This window comes from Amycolatopsis sp. NPDC005961, assembly GCF_040629235.1.
GTDB classification, from domain to species: Bacteria; Actinomycetota; Actinomycetes; order Mycobacteriales; family Pseudonocardiaceae; genus Amycolatopsis; species Amycolatopsis camponoti.
Genome location: NZ_JBEXVF010000016.1, coordinates 75,431 through 90,769, shown reverse-complemented (window position 1 = coordinate 90,769; position 15,339 = coordinate 75,431). Strand labels below are relative to the sequence as shown.

The following is a 15,339-nucleotide window of genomic DNA, read 5'->3' as shown; positions in this document are numbered from 1 at the left end:
CCTTGTCGGTCGATCGTGAGGACCCACTGTCGCCATCGCGATCGCCCTTGGGTACGACAGTCCGCACCCCGATTCACGCAGCGCTGTGCATCCGGCACCAACCCGGCGACGTGACGCCACATGCGGGCCCGGCCACGTCGTCACCGTGGACGAACCGCCGCCCGCCGATCACCGGCGGCCGCCGCCCTCGGTGCGCAGGCTCAACGCGAAAGCCGGAACCGCGTACGGACCGGGGCGGCGCGGGCCGTTCGGGAAGAGGACGACCATGTGCCGTCCCCAGCCGCCCACCCACGCGAGCCGGTCGGTGAAGTCCGCCAGCGCATTGGCCCCGTGCGTCGAAGACATCGCCTTCAGCACGATGCCGGTGCCCTCGCGGAAGCGGACGTGGATCTCCGGCGGGGGCCGCCTCAGTGAGCGGCCGTTGCGCGCGAAGACGCGCACGATGTCGACCGTCGCGTTCCGCCACCCGGTGGCCGCGACCGCGCGGGCCCGGCCCCGCCAGCCCACCGCGGCCAGGACAGCGAACAACGTCCCGAGCGAGCCGGCCACGAGCAGGACGTAGCCGAGGGTCACGAGGAACTGGCTCTTGTTCTCTTCCACCGGGGTGCGCACGCGATCCGGATCGTCCCGGTCGTAGATCACGGTGACCCGCTCGCCGACGGTGTAGGAAATCTGCGAGTCGCGGTCGATCTTCGCGGTCCGCGACCCGAAGCGCACCTCGAACGTCATCTCGCCCCGGGAGAACGTCTGCACGGAAACCACCTCGCCGGTGGTCCGCGCGCCGGTGGCGAGGAGCTCGTCGGCGGCCTGGTCGAGCAGGACCAGATCCGCGACTCCGGCCCCGGCCAGTGCCATCCAGACGAAGACGAACGCCGCCGCGCGACGCGCCACCCGGCGCAGCCGCCCGGTTTCGGCCGCGAAGTCGATCCTGCGGTCGTGGTCGTGGTCGTGGTCGGTCGGCAGCGGCAGCCAGCCCCCGAAACCGTCCTCGCTCGCGGCAGCGCGATTCCGGACCGACACCCGCAGGCGCCAGACCGCGCCGCCGGACCCCACCGCAACCAGGACGGCAACAGCGGGAACCAGCCCGAAAGCCGCCACCACATCCGGAGAAAAGGCGAAGACGGCCACCACCGCCGCCGGGAGGGCGAACCACAACCACCGCCGTTGGACGAAACCGCCGAAGGGGTCCATCAGCCGAGCTTAGAAGCCTTGAGCAGCAACGATGCTGCGAGAAACGGCACACGACGGCGAGGCAACCGGACGACCACGCCAGGCGTGCAAGTGAGCAAGCCCGACAGTCGAGCAAATGCCCACTCGGCGCAATTCGTGGAAACCATTCGCACGTCGTCGCTTCTCTGCGCGAAGGACGCGAATGATGCAACGTGCACGTGTCCGGTTCTGGCCACTGACCGGGGAGCGGAAAACGGCACCTCGGCTTCCGACCTGCGGCAAACTGTTACATTGCCGACGAGGTCTGTCACTCGGACGGCGGAGAGGGAGGTCCGGTGGGTTTCGAGGTCGACGTCGCGGACATCAACGCCGCGGCGGCCAAGCTCAGTGCGGGCGCTCCGCCGACGCTGTCCATCGGCGGATCGCCAAACGTCGGGAGCACAGCGCGCGCCGCCGGCTTCGCCGGGGACTACGACGTCTGGCTGGCGACGCGCAAGGACGACCTGGACGCCGCGCAGAAGCAGGTCGAATACCTGGTCGAGAGCATCCAGACGGCCGCGAAGAGCTATCACAGCACCGATTCCGGGGCTCGTGACGCCTTCCTGAAGGCCCTGGACAGCACCTTCGCGAGGATCGACCGGTGAGCGTCTTCGACAAGATCTACGCGCTCGCCGACCAGGTGGAGAAGGGCAGCCCCACCGAGCTGGACGACCGCGCCCGGGCCTGCCGGGACGCCAAGGAAATGGTCGAGGACACCAAGGCCCTGCTGGAGAGCGTGCGCGTCCAGCTGAGCGAGGGCTGGCACGGTGGCGCCGGTGAAGCGGCGCTCGCATCGCTGGAAGCGTTCAAGAAGAACCGCGACGACCAGGCCCGGGACCTCGAGGATTCGGCCAAGTCGTTCGAGACGATCCGCGACGCGCTGGCGAAGGCCCAGCAGGACGCCCGGAGCAAGCGCGCCGACGCCCAGGGCCTCCAGAAGAAGCTCGACCACGGGTGGCACGGCTTCGGGATCCGCCAGGTCGACCTCGCCGTCGCCTGGGCGCAGGACAAGGCCGTCAAGGCCCAGGCCCTCGTCGTGCTGGCCGACCTCGAGCGGGTGACCACCACCTACGACGCGATCCTGCTCATCGAGGGCCAGAAGCTGCGGTTCAAGACCGGTCAGGTGTGGGAGCTCGCGGGCTCCGAGAAGCGGAACCTCGCCGAGATCGGCGCGATCATGCTCCGCGAAATACCCGGGCTCCTCGCGCTGCTGAAGAAGTACCCGGAACTACGGGCGGCGCTGCTGCACCAGGACTGGAACAAGATCATGCAGAATCCCGAGGTCGCGCAGAAGATCTACGACTACCTCGGCTTCCGGTACAACGAGGAAGGCGGCTTCTTCACCACCGGCGAGCATTCGGTGCAGAGCTACCTGGGCTGGAAGGACCTCTACGACAAGTTCGGGGAGGCGTTCGGGATGGAGCTCGACGAAACCGGCGACGACGGCGACAACATGGAGTTCACCGACCCCGAGACCGGGAAGACGTACCGGCTGGAGTTGTGGAAGGGCAAGTACGCGAACCACGCGTTCGGCGGCGAAGTCGGCTTCTACACCAGCGATTCGCCGAACAACAACGGCCACTTCAACGCCGCCCAGGGCGACGACCAGATCAAGGTGACCCAGACGATCTACAACAAGGACACCGGCCAGGTCTACTTCACCAACGACGGCCAGGGCGCCGACGGCACCGACAAGAAGCACTTCTGGAACCTGGCGATCCGCAACGACCCGGACGTGAAAGCCGACCAGCTCCCGCTGGCCCAGCGCGCCACGATCGAGGTCCGGGACGTCGGGATGCGCGACCGGATGTACGACGAGATGGTCCGGTACGCCGCCGCGCACCCGAACGACCACCTCACCGTCACGAAGGGTTCCGACCAGCCGCCCACGCTGAGCTACGACTGGCGGAAGTGACCACTACAGCGAGCCCACCGGCGTGAACACGTACGGCTCGTCGTCCTCCTCCGGCGACCGTCCCCGGCGAGCTGATCACCGATCGGCGGTCTCACGGGCACGAAGTATCCTGGCCCGCGGAGGTGCCATGCTGGGTCTGGGCGAGCTCGAAGCGTCGGTGATGGACGTGCTCTGGAACGCGGCGGAACCCCTGCGGGTCCGCCAGGTGCTCGACGACCTCAACCAGCACCGGGACCTGGCCTACACCACGGTGATGACCGTCCTGGACAACCTGCACCGGAAGGGCTGGGTCGTCCGCGACCTGGAGAACCGCGCCTACCACTACCGCGCCGTCACGACCCGGGCGGAAGCCACCGCGCAGAGCCTGCGCGAGGTGCTCGACTCCGTCGACGACCGCGAGTCCGTGCTGCTGCACTTCGTCAGCACCGTCTCCGAGGAAGAGTCGGACGTCCTCCGCCGGGCGCTGCGCCGGAAACCGAAAAAGCGGTGATTCTCGCGGCGGCCCTGCTGCTCGGAACCACCGCCGTCGGCTGGTGGTCTCCGGCGCTGTTGAGCAGGCTGGCCGCGAGGGTCGATCCCGGGACGGCGATCGCCTGGTGGCTGCTGACCGCCGCCGGCGTGGTCGCCGGGACGGTCGCCGGGGTGCTGCTGCTCGTCCTTCCGGGGCATGGCCCCGCGGACGCGGTCATCGGGGTGCTCCACGACTGCTGGTCGGCGCTGAACCACGACGACGTCCCCGGGCTCGACCCGCTCGCGGGCACGATCTCGGGGATCGTCCTGGCCGTCGCGCTCGGCCGGCTGGCGCTGGCTTCGCTGCGGCGACGGCGACGGCGGCACGTGCTGCATCGGCGTCATCTGACCGCGCTGCGCCTGGCCGGCACCCGCGACGCCAGGCCGTTGCCCATCCTGTGGCTGCCGGAAGCGCAGCCGATCGCGTACAGCCTCGGCGGCCGCCGGGCGCTGGTGGTCGCCAGCGACGGCCTCGCGACGCGGCTGACCGAGGGCGAACTGCGGGCGGTGCTGGCCCACGAACGTGCCCACGTCCACGGGCACCATCACCTGCTCACCGGCTGGGCGGAGGTACTCGGCCGCACCTTGCGGTTCGTGCCGTTGATGCGCGCACTGCCCGGCGCAACGCGGCTCCTGGTGGAGCTGGCCGCCGACCAGGCGGCGGCCGCGCAGTGCGGACGCGAACCGCTCCGTTCCGCGCTCCTGACGATCAAGGCGGTGGACGGCCCGCGCCGCGCCCTCGCGATGGCGGGCGGTGACACGGCGATCCGGCTGAGCCGTCTCGACACCCGCTCGTCGTCACCGCGGGCCGATGACCGCGCCGAAGGCGATCTCGGGTGGCTTCGCCGCGTTCCTCGCGCCGCACCTGATCGCGGTGGCGCTGGTGCTGGTCACCGGTTTCCTCGCCTGCCGGTGAGAGACCGGCGAACGTCCGTCCACAGTGTTCACCGCGCGACGTGAGAGACGCCGCGCGGTGAACACCGCTGTCAGGCTCGGTTCGGCTGGGTCGTCGACCGGGACGTGAAGCCGCGCAGCCGCAGGCTGTTGCCGACCACGAAGACCGAGCTGAACGCCATGGCCGCGCCCGCGATCATCGGGTTCAGCAGCCCGGCCGCGGCCAGGGGCAGCGCCGCCAGGTTGTACGCGAACGCCCAGAACAGGTTGCCCTTGATCGTGCGCAGCGTGCGCCGGGACAGCCGGATCGCGTCGGCCACCGCGCGCAGGTCGCCGCGCACCAGGGTGATGTCGCTCGCCTCGATCGCGACGTCCGTGCCGGTGCCCATGGCCAGCCCGAGGTCGGCCTGGGCGAGCGCCGGCGCGTCGTTGACGCCGTCGCCGACCATCGCGACGACCTTGCCTTCGTCCTGCAGCCGCTTGACGACGTCGAGCTTGTCCGCCGGCAGTACCTCGGCGATCACCTCGTCGATGCCGACCTCCGCGGCCGCCGCGCGGGCGACGGCCGCGTTGTCCCCGGTGAGCAGCACCAGGGTCAGGCCCAGTTCGCGCAGCTGGGCGACGGCTTCGGCCGACGTGGGCTTGACGGTGTCGGCGACCAGCAGGACGCCACGGGCGGCGCCGTCCCAAGCCACCGCGACCGCGGTGTGCCCGCGCTGCTCCGCCGCGGCCTTGGCGGCGGCGAGGTCGTCCGGCAGTGGCTGGCTCCAGTCCGCCAGCAGGGCCGTGCGGCCCACGAGAACCGCGTGGCCGTCGACCACCCCCCGCACGCCAAGTCCTTCGACGTTCGTGAAGTCCTCGACCGTGGGCAGGTCTCCGACCCGCTCCCGGGCGCCGCGAGCGATCGCCGAGGCGATCGGGTGCTCGGACGCGTCTTCCAGGGCACCGGCCAGCCGCAGCAGCTCGCCCTCGTCGACGCCTTCGGCACCGTGGACACCGGTCAAGGTCATCCGGCCGGCCGTCACCGTACCGGTCTTGTCGAGCACCACGGTGTCGACCCGGCGGGTGGACTCCAGCACCTCCGGGCCCTTGATCAGCACGCCGAGCTGGGCGCCGCGGCCGGTGCCCACGAGCAGCGCCGTCGGCGTGGCCAGGCCGAGCGCGCAGGGGCAGGCGATGATCAGCACGGCGACGGCGGCGGTGAACGCGGCCGCCGCGCCGACGTCGGTGCCGAGCCAGAAGCCGAGGGTGGCGGCGGCCAGGCCGATCACGATCGGGACGAACACGCCGGACACGCGGTCGGCCAGGCGCTGCACGTCGGCCTTGCCACTCTGGGCGTCTTCGACCAGCTTGGCCATCTGCGCCAGCTGGGTGTCGGCGCCGACCCGGGTGGCCCGCACGACGAGCCGCCCGCCGGCGTTGACGGTCGCGCCGGTCACGGTGTCGCCTTCGCCGACCTCGACGGGTACGGACTCGCCGGTGAGCATCGAGGCGTCGACGGCGGACTTGCCTTCCTCGATCACGCCGTCGGTGGCGATCTTCTCGCCGGGCCGGACGACGAACCGGTCCCCCACCACCAGTTCCGCGGTCGGGATGCGGACTTCGGCGCCGCCGCGCAGCACGGCGACTTCCTTCGCACCCAGTTCCAGCAGGGCGCGCAGGGCGGCCCCGGCGCGGCGCTTGGACCGCGCCTCGAAGTAGCGGCCGGCCAGGATGAAGGTCGTGACGCCGGCGGCGACCTCGAGGTAGATGTTGCCGGCGCCGTCCGACGGCGCGACCGTCAGCTCGAAGGGGTGCACCATGCCCGGCGTGCCGGCGGTGCCGAACAGCAGCGCCCACAGGGACCACGCGGACGCCGCGAGCACGCCCATCGACACCAGGGTGTCCATGGTGGCCGCGCCGTGGCGCAGGTTCGTCCACGCCGCGCGGTGGAACGGCCACGCGCCCCAGGTGACCACCGGCGCGGCCAGGGTCAGCGAAATCCACTGCCAGTAGGTGAACTGCAGCGCGGGCACCATGGCCAGCAGGATCACCGGCACGGCGAGGACCGCGCTGGTGATCAGGCGCTGCCGCAGCGGCCGCGTCGGGTCGTCCTCCTCGGCTTCCGGTCCGGGCTGTTCCGGCTGGGGCAGCGTCGCGTGGTAGCCGGCGGCTTCGACCTGGGCGACGAGCGCGGCCGGGTCGACGCCTTCGGGAGCGTGCACGCGTGCCTTCTCCGTCGCGTAGTTCACCGAGGCGCTGACGCCGTCGAGCTTGTTGAGCTTGCGCTCGATGCGGTTGGCGCAGGACGCGCAGGTCATGCCGCCGATCGCGAGTTCGATCTCGGTGACCGGGGTACCGGTGCTGGTCATGATCGGCTCCTTTCGCGGTCAGTGGCCGTGGCCGTCGGAGGGTGTCGGCGCGGCGGGGCTCCCGGCGGTCGTGAGGGTGAACTCGGCGGTGCGGACGACGTCGCCGTGGCGGAAGTCGAGGAACAGCCGGTAGGTCCCGGCGCTGGGCACCTCGGCGGCGAACTTCACCTCGGGTCCGGCGGCCGTCTTCCCGTCACCGGGGGCGCCATCGGGATGGACGTGCAGGTAGGCGAGGTCGCCTTCGCGCAGCGCGACCAGGTGCCCGTAGGCGCCGAGGTAGGGCTGCAGGTCGGTGACCGGGGCGCCGCCGCGGCTGACGGTCAGCGTCAGCGGGGACGTCTTGCCGGCGGTGAGGTCCCCGGCCAGCTCGACGGTGTAGCCGTCGACCTGGGCCGTGCGGCTGGTCGCGTAGGTCGCCGGCCGGTAGTCGCCCGCGACGGAAAGGTCGGTCCCCAAGGTCATCGCTTTGCCGCCCGCCGGGGTGAAGTCGGCGAACGCGCGGTAGGAACCCGCCGCCGGCAGGGTCAGCGGGACGCTCCACGTGCCGTCCGGCGCCATTTCCGGGTGGACGTGCTGGAAGCCCGCGGTGTCCCGGCGCACCACGATCAGGTGCAGCTTCTTCTCGTGTTCGACGTCGAACCCCGTCACCGGCTTGCCGTCCGGCCCCGTGATCGTGAACGAGAAGCGACCCGGCTCCGGAGTCGCGTCGGCCACCGCGAAGGTGTAGCCGTCCTTGCTCGACGCCAGCCCACCTGGCAGGTCCGCCACCGGAGCGGTCATCCCCGCGTGCTCGCTGCCCATGTCGCCGTGGCCGGTGTTTTCATTGGTCGCCGCGGAGACCGGGCCCGCCGCGTTCCCCACGGCGAATCCTCCGGCCGCCAGCAGGACGAGCGCTCCACCGAAACCGGCGAGCCGTGCTGTGGTGTTCATGTCTGTCCCCTCGCGTGATGGCCGGGCCTACCCGGCGAGCGTGTAGCCGGCCTCTTCGACGGCGGCGCGGACCCGCGCGTCGTCGAGCGGCCGGTCGCTGGTGACGGTGACGGCCCCGGTGGGCAGGTCGACGGCGACGTCGGTGACGCCCTCGATCGCGCCGACCTCTTCGCTGACCGAAGCCACGCAGTGCGAGCAGGTCATGCCGGTGACGGTGTAGCCGGTGGTCATGGGTTTCATGCCTTCAAGGTACCCCTAGGGGGTATGGGTTTCAAGTGAGCCGACTCTCATCCACGCCGAGCCCGGCCAGCGGGGTCAGTCGATTGAAGGTCGCCGGGGCGACGAGGTCGCCGAGAACGAGGCACCAGCCGAGCGGGAAAGTTCTCACCGCCGGGTCCGCCCGACAGCGACGGCCGATACGCGACCAGGGGCGGCAAACGGGTCTACTATGCACTATAGCAGACAGTACTAATCGCCATAGCAGAGCGTGACTTGGCTGCCTGTAACGAATTTCTCGAGTCAGAAGGTGGACACCGCCGAAATCTTTTCGTAGCCTGGCCGAGATCTCGCGGCCGCTGCCGTCGACCGGACGGCGACGCGGGATCACCGCCGGAACGGCTTTGTCGGGAAGCCGGGAACCGGAACCACACCGCGGGCAACACCTGATGCGGCTCGCGCTGTCCGAATCGGCCGGCGCGGTGGAACGACGAACAGAGACCCCCCGACCTCTTCGTCCGTGGTTCCCGCCGGCGGACGACGAGTGAAGGAGACCCGCGCGACCGTGCAGTCGCAGCCCATCCGGCGGGTGGTTTCAGCCATCCTCGCGGCGACCTCGGTGATCCTCGTGGTCACCGTCGCCCAGCCTTCGGCCACCGCCGCCCCTGTCCCCGCACCCCAAGCCCCGCCCAGTTCTTCGGACGCTCTGGCGAAGTACCGCGAACTCGCGGCACAGGCCGAGAAGCTCAACGAGGATCTGCTCAAGGCGCAGAGCGACTTGACAACCAAGCAAAGCGAGCTCGACCAGGCCAACTCCGATGTCACCGCGGCGAAGGACCAAGGTGCCAAGGCCACCGAGGACCGGAAGAAGTACCAGACCGAGGTCGACAAGTTCGCCGGTGCGTCGTTCACCAGCGGCGTCCAGCTGAACAAGCTGTCGGCACTCCTTTCCGGCACGTCCACACAGGACTTCCTCGACCGGTCCTCGGCGCTCGAAGTGCTGGCCACGGACAAGAACGCCGCGATGAACAACCTCACCGGCGCCGTGCGTCAGGCGACCGCCGCCACCGACAACGCATCGGACGCCGCGAAACGAGCCCAGGACGCTCGCGACGCGGCCGCCAAGCTGACCGAGGACATCAAGGCCAAGCAGAAAACCCTCAACGAGCAGATCGACCAGGTCAAAGCGGCCGACAAGAACCTGAGCGCCGCCGACAAGGCCGCCCAGCGCGACACCGGCGGTGCGGCACCGAACGTCAAGGCCCCGACGGCCGCAGCTCAGACCGCGGTCGACGCGGCGTTGAGCAGGCTGGGCAGCCCTTACGTCTGGGGCGCCACCGGGCCGGACTCGTTCGACTGCTCCGGCCTCCTGCTCTGGGCGTACAAGAAGGCCGGGATCACGTTGCCGCGCAACTCCGCGGCGCAGGCGCAGTACGGCACCCCCGTCCCCCGCGACCAGCTGCAGCCCGGCGATCTCGTGGCCTACTACTCGCCCGTGTCGCACATCGGCATGTACATCGGCGGCGGCAAGATGGTGCACGCCCCGACCAGCGGCGACGTCGTGAAGATCTCGCCGCTGCAGAGCCAGTACGCCGGAGCGACCCGGCCGACCGCGTAGGTTCGGCGAACACCACTGCCGGGGCGGCATCGCGCACTCGCGATGCCGCCCCGGCCCACGCCGGAGCACGCCGGTGCGGATGATCCGCCGGTCTTCTACCGGCGGTGTGCTCGCCGGGAGGTGAGCGCGGCCGGCCCGGTGCCGTGCAGCCGGAGCCGGGCGAACACGGCCACGACGACGATCTTCAGGATCACCAGCCCGAGGACGATGTCGGCGACCACGCTCGTCCAGCGCCAAGCCGCCAAGGCGGCCCCGCCTAAGGCCACGTGCGCGGCGACGGCCAGGGCCACGGCCGCGATGAGCGCGATGGTCGTAGCGCGAGACCGGCGGACGACGCCGACTTGACCTGCCTGGCCTTGCCAGCTCACCTCGAGACCGTCACGCCGGCCGAACCTCTCCAGGTCGGCGGTGAGGATGCGCTGAAGCCCGGCCAGGTTGTCCGCGTCCTCGGCCTCGACGTGCACGGCCAAAGTGTCCGAAGTGGATCGGAGAGTGCACTCGCCCCAGCTGAACGTGATCTTCCCCGTGTTCTCCCCACGTTCGACCCGCACGACTTCGGGACGCGCCTGCCCTTCTCCGCCGTGCAAGTGCCGCGCCTTTCCGCCCATGGCCTCGGCGTGGCGGCACAGCTGCGTGAGGAACCGTTCGGCGCGCGGGGTGACGATCCGCGCTTCGGCGACCGGCATCGTTCAGATCCTCGTCGCGGCGGCGAACCAGGCGCGGATGCCGTCGGGGGTGGGCGTGATTTCGATGGTGGCGGGTTCGATCGAGTCGACGTGCCACCCGTCGGCGAAGGCGTCGATGATGTGGAACAGGCCGCAGTCGAGGACCGTGTCGAACGACTCGCCCAGCTCGGCCAGTTCGCGGGCGTCCCGGCGGAGGAACCTGGCCGTGCGGCCCCGTTCGCGTGCTTTGTCCTCGGCGCGCCGCAAGGCCGCGGCCGCCAGGTCGATGCCGGTGGAGTCCAGGCCGAGCGCGGCGCACATCAGCACGTGTTCCCCGGTCCCGCACCCGGCGTCGAGGACTCGCCCCTGGATCGCGCCCGCGTCGGCGAGAGCGCGGAACGCCGCCTGGGGCCGGCCGATGTCCCACGGCGGCGGGGTGCGATAGAGGTCATCGGGGCCGCCCGGGCGGCGGTGTGGCGCAGCGGTCATCGGGATGAGCCTTCCTTCCGGAGGTGAACGCCGCCCAGTTTTATCGAGACAGAGTGTCGCTGTCAATGCAGAACGTATCGTGCACGTCGTTGTGTATGCTCAGCGCGTGCCGAAGCTGTGGAACGAGACGATCGAGGCGCACCGGGAGGCGGTGCGTGAGGCGACCTTGGACGCGACCGCGGAACTCGTGGCCGAGCACGGCCTGACCGGGGTGAAGATGGCGCAGATCGCGGCGAAGACCGGCATCGGCCGGGCGACGCTGTACAAGTACTTCCCCGACGTCGAGGCGATCCTGGCCGCGTGGCACGAGCGCCGGATCCGCGCCCACCTAGCCCAGCTCACGGAGATCCGCGACCAAGGCGGCACCGCGGGCGAACGGCTCGAGAAGGTGCTGGACGCGTATGCGGTGATCCACCACGAACGCGCCCAGCACCACCACGGCACCGAGCTGGTGACGCTTCTCCACCGCGGCGACCACGTCGCCCACGCGGAGCAGCACCTGCACGCCCTGTTCCGTGAACTGCTCGCGGAGGCGGCCGAGGACGGCGCCATCCGGAACGACGTGGCCGCCGACGAGCTGGCGACCTACTGCCTCCACGCCCTGACCGCGGCCGGCACGCTGCCTTCTCTCGCCGCGGCCCACCGCTTGGCCGCCCTCACCCTGGACGGCCTGCGACACCCGGCCTGACCCCGGTCAGCCGGCTCCGGCGGCGATGAACAGCGGCACGGCCACGAACAGGCGGTCCGCCTCGGCACGCCGAGCCTGCTCGGCCAGCCAGGCGTCCGCCCGGTCACGTCCGACGGCTCCGGCCTCACAGGCCGCCGCGGCGAACCCGCTCACCATCGCCAGCACCAAGCGGTCGGTGAAGACCGCGGTTCGGACTTCGACGGCGACGTCGTCGAAGCCCGCGTCCAGCAGCAGCGCGCGGTAGCCGCGTGCGGCTCGCGGGCTGGGCACGGTTCCGGCGATCACCTGCGGAACCTTTCTGGAAGCCGAGGTCCGGCCACCGTTCGCGCGCGGCGGCGAGCATCCGCGGATCCGGGTCGACGCCGATCGCGTGTACGCCCCGGCCCGTGAGCTCGGCCACCGCGCGACCGGAACCGCAGCCGACATCGACGACCGTTTGACCGGGGGAAACTCGCAGCAGGTCGTAGCTGTGGGCGCGCAGCTCGCCCGCGCCGGGAAGCGCGTCGCTGGACCTCATCGACCGCGCGCTCGGGTGCGACCACGAAGACATCGCGGAATGCCCGCATTTCCAGGCGACGATCAGCGCGCGGCACGTGCACGTATGACCGAGGCGGCACCGCGGGTTCGCGATACCGCCCCGGCTCGTGGTGCCGAGTCTGCACCGCGGGCGATCACCGCGCGACGGCCTCGCTCGGTGTTGCCGACTCGGCTGTCGCCCGGAGGCCGCACTCCTGAACCGTGACCGGCCGTTGTCGGCCGGCACCACGTCCGCTGTCGGTGGCGCCAGAACCCGCCCTTGTGGATGGATGACCACGTGCGCAGCACCGGTCGGCGTGCCAGGCTGACCCGGAGCGTGGGAATCCACGGAGAAGGTGACAGGGTGATGCGGGTGGGACGGCGAGCGCAACCGCAACGAGTAGTGGCGCCGCCGGCCGTGGCGGCGATCTTCTTGGTGGTCACCGTACGGGCGGGCGCCGAAGACGACGTGCGCGACATGCTCACCGACGTCGCGGGCCTGACGCGCGCCGTCGGGTTCCGCGCCCCCGAGGGCGACCTGAGCTGTGTCGTCGGGATCGGCGCGAAGCTGTGGGACCGGCTGTACGACTCGGCGCGCCCGGCGGAGCTCCATCCGTTCCGGGAACTGGCCGGCGCCACGCACAAGGCGGTGTCGACACCCGGCGATCTGCTGTTCCACCTGCGTGCGACGCGCCTCGATCTGTGTTTCGAGCTGGCCGCCCAGCTCATGACCGCACTCGACGGCCGCGCCGACGTCGCCGACGAAGTGCACGGCTTCCGGTACTTCGACGAACGGGACCTGCTCGGTTTCGTCGACGGCACGGAGAGCCCGTCCGGCGCAGCCGCCGTGGCCGCGGTGCAGGTCGGCGACGAGGACCCGGACTTCGCCGGGAGCAGCTACGTCGTCGTGCAGAAGTACCTGCACGACCTCGACACCTGGGCGGCGCTACCGGTCGAAGAGCAGGAACGGGCGATCGGCAGGCACAAGCTCAGCGACATCGAACTGCCCGACGCGGCCAAGCCGCCGAACTCGCACGTCGCGTTGAACACGATCACCGACGAGGACGGCACCCAGCTTCAGATCGTGCGGGACAACATGCCGTTCGGCACGATCGGCACCCGGGAGTTCGGCACCTACTTCATCGGCTACACCAGCCATCCCGGCATCATCGAGCAGATGCTGCGGAACATGTTCCTCGGCTCCCCGCCGGGAACCCACGACCGGATCCTCGACTTCTCCACGGCGGTCACCGGCGGCCTGTTCTTCGTGCCCACCGAGGACTTCCTCGAGAACCCGCCGGCACCCACCACGACCGAGGCTGCAGCGAGCACCGGTTCCAGCAGGGCCCGCACATCGGCGTGACGTGGGTTCAGCTCTTGAGACCCGGGAACTGGTCGTCCCGCCATTCGGCGCTCGCTTGCGGGTTGTCCGCCAGGTCTTCCTCGCGTGCCCGGAGCTCGACGCGCCGGATCTTGCCGGAGATCGTCTTGGGCAGGTCGTAGAACTCGAGTCGCCGTACGCGCTGGTAGGGGGCGAGGTGCTCCCGGGCGTACCGCAGTATCGACAACGCCGTCTCCTTCGTCGGCTCGTGGCCGGGTGCCAGCGCGACGTACGCCTTGGGCACCGCCAGCCGGACAGGATCCGGTGCCGGAACCACCGCGGCCTCGGCGACCGCCGGATGCTCGATCAGCGTCGACTCGAGTTCGAACGGGCTGATCTTGTAATCACTCGCTTTGAACACGTCGTCGGTGCGGCCGACGTAAGTGATGTAGCCGTCGGTGTCGCGCCTCGCCACGTCGCCCGTGTGGTAGTAGCCACCGCGCATCGCTTCGGCGTTGCGTTCGGCGTCATCCCGGTAGCCGGTCATGAGCGGTAGCGGCCGTGCCGAGAGATCGAGGCACAGTTCTCCTTCGCCCGATTCGGTGACCAGGCGACCGGTCACCGGGTCGACGAGGACGACGGGAATTCCCGGCAGCGGCCGCCCCATCGAGCCGAGCCGGACCGCGCTCCCCGGCGTGTTGCCGACCTGGGCGGTGGTCTCGGTCTGGCCGAATCCGTCGCGTACGGTCAGGCCCCATGCGCGACGGACCTGGTCGATCACTTCGGGGTTGAGCGGCTCCCCGGCGGCGACCGTCTCACGCAGCGCCTCCGGGCGCTCGTCGAGCTCGGCATTGATCAGCATGCGCCAGACAGTCGGTGGAGCACAGAACGAGCTGACCTTCCGGCGACGCAACTGATCCAGCAACGCCGTGGCGTCGAAGCGGCGGTAGTTGTAGACGACGACGGTCGCTTCGGCGATCCACGGCGCGAAGAAGCAGGACCACGCGTGCTTGGCCCATCCTGGTGACGAGATGTTCAGGTGCACGTCGCCGGGCCGCAGGCCCAGGAAGTACATCGTGGACAGATGACCGACCGGGTAGGAAACCTGCGTGTGTTCGACCAGCTTGGGTCGCGACGTCGTACCGGAGGTGAAGTACAACAGCAACGGATCGTCCGGCGTGGTGCCCGGGTGCGGGACGGGGGCGTGCTGCAGGTGCGCGGCCGCCCGCAGGTCGGACCAGCCCTCGGCCGCACCGACGCTGATCCGTGTGTAGTCGCCGGGCACCTGGTCGAACTTGCCCGTGTCCGCGGCGTTGCAGATCACGTGCCGGACGTCGCCGCGGGCGATCCGGTCATCGATGTCGGCCGGCCCCACCGCCGTCGTGGTCGGCACGATCACCGCTCCCAGCTTCATGATGGCCAGCATCGCTTCCCACAGCTCGACCTGGTTGCCGAGCATCAGCAGCACCGAGTGTCCCTTGTGGATACCTCGGGCCGCCAGCCACGACGACAGGCGATCGGAGGCACGGGACATCTCGGCGAAGGTTCGTTCGGTCGCGGACCCGTCCTCCTCCACGACGACGAGAGCCGGATGGTCGTTGCCGGCCGCGATGACGTCGAACCAGTCCACTGCCCAGTTGAACCGCGGACCGAGTTCCGGCCATCGGAACTCGGCTACCGCGCGGTCGTGCTCGCCACGCAGGTGCAGCAGCTGGTCCCTGCTCTGCCGGTACGCGCCAGTCGCGTTCACGATGTCTCCTCCTCGGTGAGCGGGATGCGGGTGCCGGGTCGACAGTAGGAACCGCAGCCGATTCACACCAGTGCAACGTTGGTACGGAGTTCTTTCGCTCGTGATAACCGGCTTGTCCCGGCGCGCACTGCCGATTGCCTGTGGCTCAAACACATGTTGACAAACTTGTCATTGCCGATGCTTGAACCGTTCTTTAACGTCGCGGCAGCGGGTGTTACGCGGTCCGCACTTCGATGACGTACCGACGACCGCTCCGGAAGGGATTCC

At 70.2% G+C, this 15,339-nt stretch carries 15 protein-coding genes and 1 pseudogene; 7 read left to right on the top strand and 9 right to left on the bottom strand.

The genetic code is table 11. From position 1 onward, the window contains the following. Nucleotides 1-168 precede the first annotated feature (168 nt). Nucleotides 169-1,191 (bottom strand): DUF3592 domain-containing protein, encoded by a 1,023-nt coding sequence (locus ABZ342_RS17290; protein ID WP_360473825.1) that lies wholly within the window; start codon nucleotides 1,189-1,191, stop codon nucleotides 169-171. 314 nt (nucleotides 1,192-1,505) lie between these two features. Here ABZ342_RS17290 and ABZ342_RS17285 point away from each other — a divergent pair, with 314 nt between their 5' ends. The 4 genes from ABZ342_RS17285 to ABZ342_RS17270 all read left to right on the top strand — a co-directional run bounded on the left by ABZ342_RS17285 (nucleotide 1,506) and on the right by ABZ342_RS17270 (nucleotide 4,594). Continuing rightward, entirely contained in the window at nucleotides 1,506-1,814 is a 309-nt protein-coding gene (locus ABZ342_RS17285; RefSeq protein ID WP_360473823.1) for a hypothetical protein, read from the top strand. After that, entirely contained in the window at nucleotides 1,811-3,124 is a 1,314-nt protein-coding gene (locus ABZ342_RS17280; protein ID WP_360473821.1) for a DUF4474 domain-containing protein, read from the top strand. Before ABZ342_RS17285 ends, ABZ342_RS17280 begins: the two co-directional genes overlap by 4 nt. Nucleotides 3,125-3,251: 127 nt before the next feature. After that, entirely contained in the window at nucleotides 3,252-3,614 is a 363-nt protein-coding gene (locus ABZ342_RS17275) for a BlaI/MecI/CopY family transcriptional regulator (protein WP_360473819.1), read from the top strand. Continuing rightward, entirely contained in the window at nucleotides 3,611-4,594 is a 984-nt protein-coding gene (locus ABZ342_RS17270) for a M56 family metallopeptidase (protein ID WP_360473817.1), read from the top strand. Before ABZ342_RS17275 ends, ABZ342_RS17270 begins: the two co-directional genes overlap by 4 nt. Before the next feature lie 26 nt (nucleotides 4,595-4,620). Here ABZ342_RS17270 and ABZ342_RS17265 read toward each other — a convergent pair whose 3' ends face one another. From ABZ342_RS17265 to ABZ342_RS17255, 3 genes are read right to left on the bottom strand one after another with little or no spacing between them, the layout of a single operon-like run. Then, nucleotides 4,621-6,879: a heavy metal translocating P-type ATPase gene (locus tag ABZ342_RS17265; protein WP_360473815.1), complete on the bottom strand. Its 2,259-nt coding sequence runs from the start codon at nucleotides 6,877-6,879 to the stop codon at nucleotides 4,621-4,623. A gap of 18 nt (nucleotides 6,880-6,897) precedes the next feature. After that, a complete protein-coding gene (locus ABZ342_RS17260) occupies nucleotides 6,898-7,809 on the bottom strand; it encodes a hypothetical protein (protein WP_360473813.1) in 912 nt (303 codons plus the stop codon). A 27-nt stretch (nucleotides 7,810-7,836) separates the two neighbouring features. After that, entirely contained in the window at nucleotides 7,837-8,040 is a 204-nt protein-coding gene (locus ABZ342_RS17255; RefSeq protein ID WP_360473988.1) for a heavy-metal-associated domain-containing protein, read from the bottom strand. A 550-nt stretch (nucleotides 8,041-8,590) separates the two neighbouring features. Here ABZ342_RS17255 and ABZ342_RS17250 point away from each other — a divergent pair. After that, nucleotides 8,591-9,643, top strand: coding sequence for an NlpC/P60 family protein (locus ABZ342_RS17250; protein WP_360473986.1), 1,053 nt, complete (start codon nucleotides 8,591-8,593; stop codon nucleotides 9,641-9,643). A gap of 95 nt (nucleotides 9,644-9,738) precedes the next feature. Here ABZ342_RS17250 and ABZ342_RS17245 read toward each other — a convergent pair whose 3' ends face one another. Together ABZ342_RS17245 and ABZ342_RS17240 are read right to left on the bottom strand one after the other, a co-directional pair. Then, nucleotides 9,739-10,329 carry a DUF2218 domain-containing protein gene (locus ABZ342_RS17245; RefSeq protein ID WP_360473811.1) on the bottom strand — a complete coding sequence of 197 codons (591 nt, stop codon included), beginning with the start codon at nucleotides 10,327-10,329 and terminating at the stop codon, nucleotides 9,739-9,741. 3 nt (nucleotides 10,330-10,332) lie between these two features. Continuing rightward, nucleotides 10,333-10,797, bottom strand: coding sequence for a class I SAM-dependent methyltransferase (locus ABZ342_RS17240; RefSeq protein WP_360473809.1), 465 nt, complete (start codon nucleotides 10,795-10,797; stop codon nucleotides 10,333-10,335). A gap of 106 nt (nucleotides 10,798-10,903) precedes the next feature. On the opposite strand from ABZ342_RS17240, the gene ABZ342_RS17235 reads away from it, so the two are divergent. Next, on the top strand, nucleotides 10,904-11,485 hold the full coding sequence (locus tag ABZ342_RS17235) for a TetR/AcrR family transcriptional regulator (RefSeq protein WP_360473807.1): 582 nt from the start codon (nucleotides 10,904-10,906) through the stop codon (nucleotides 11,483-11,485). Nucleotides 11,486-11,491: 6 nt separating this feature from the next. Here ABZ342_RS17235 and ABZ342_RS17230 read toward each other — a convergent pair whose 3' ends face one another. Together ABZ342_RS17230 and ABZ342_RS17225 are read right to left on the bottom strand one after the other, a co-directional pair. Next, the gene (locus tag ABZ342_RS17230; RefSeq protein ID WP_360473994.1) at nucleotides 11,492-11,770 is read right to left on the bottom strand and encodes a hypothetical protein; all 279 of its coding nucleotides are present in this window, start codon (nucleotides 11,768-11,770) and stop codon (nucleotides 11,492-11,494) included. Between the two features lie 61 nt (nucleotides 11,771-11,831). After that, nucleotides 11,832-12,002 (bottom strand): annotated as a pseudogene (locus tag ABZ342_RS17225) (SAM-dependent methyltransferase); the annotation flags it as partial. Nucleotides 12,003-12,404: 402 nt separating this feature from the next. Between ABZ342_RS17225 and ABZ342_RS17220 the strand changes: the two are divergent. Then, the gene (locus ABZ342_RS17220; protein ID WP_360473805.1) at nucleotides 12,405-13,364 is read left to right on the top strand and encodes a Dyp-type peroxidase; all 960 of its coding nucleotides are present in this window, start codon (nucleotides 12,405-12,407) and stop codon (nucleotides 13,362-13,364) included. A gap of 7 nt (nucleotides 13,365-13,371) precedes the next feature. On the opposite strand, the gene ABZ342_RS17215 is transcribed toward ABZ342_RS17220, so the two are convergent. After that, entirely contained in the window at nucleotides 13,372-15,072 is a 1,701-nt protein-coding gene (locus ABZ342_RS17215) for an AMP-binding protein (protein WP_360473803.1), read from the bottom strand. Nucleotides 15,073-15,339: the final 267 nt, after the last annotated feature.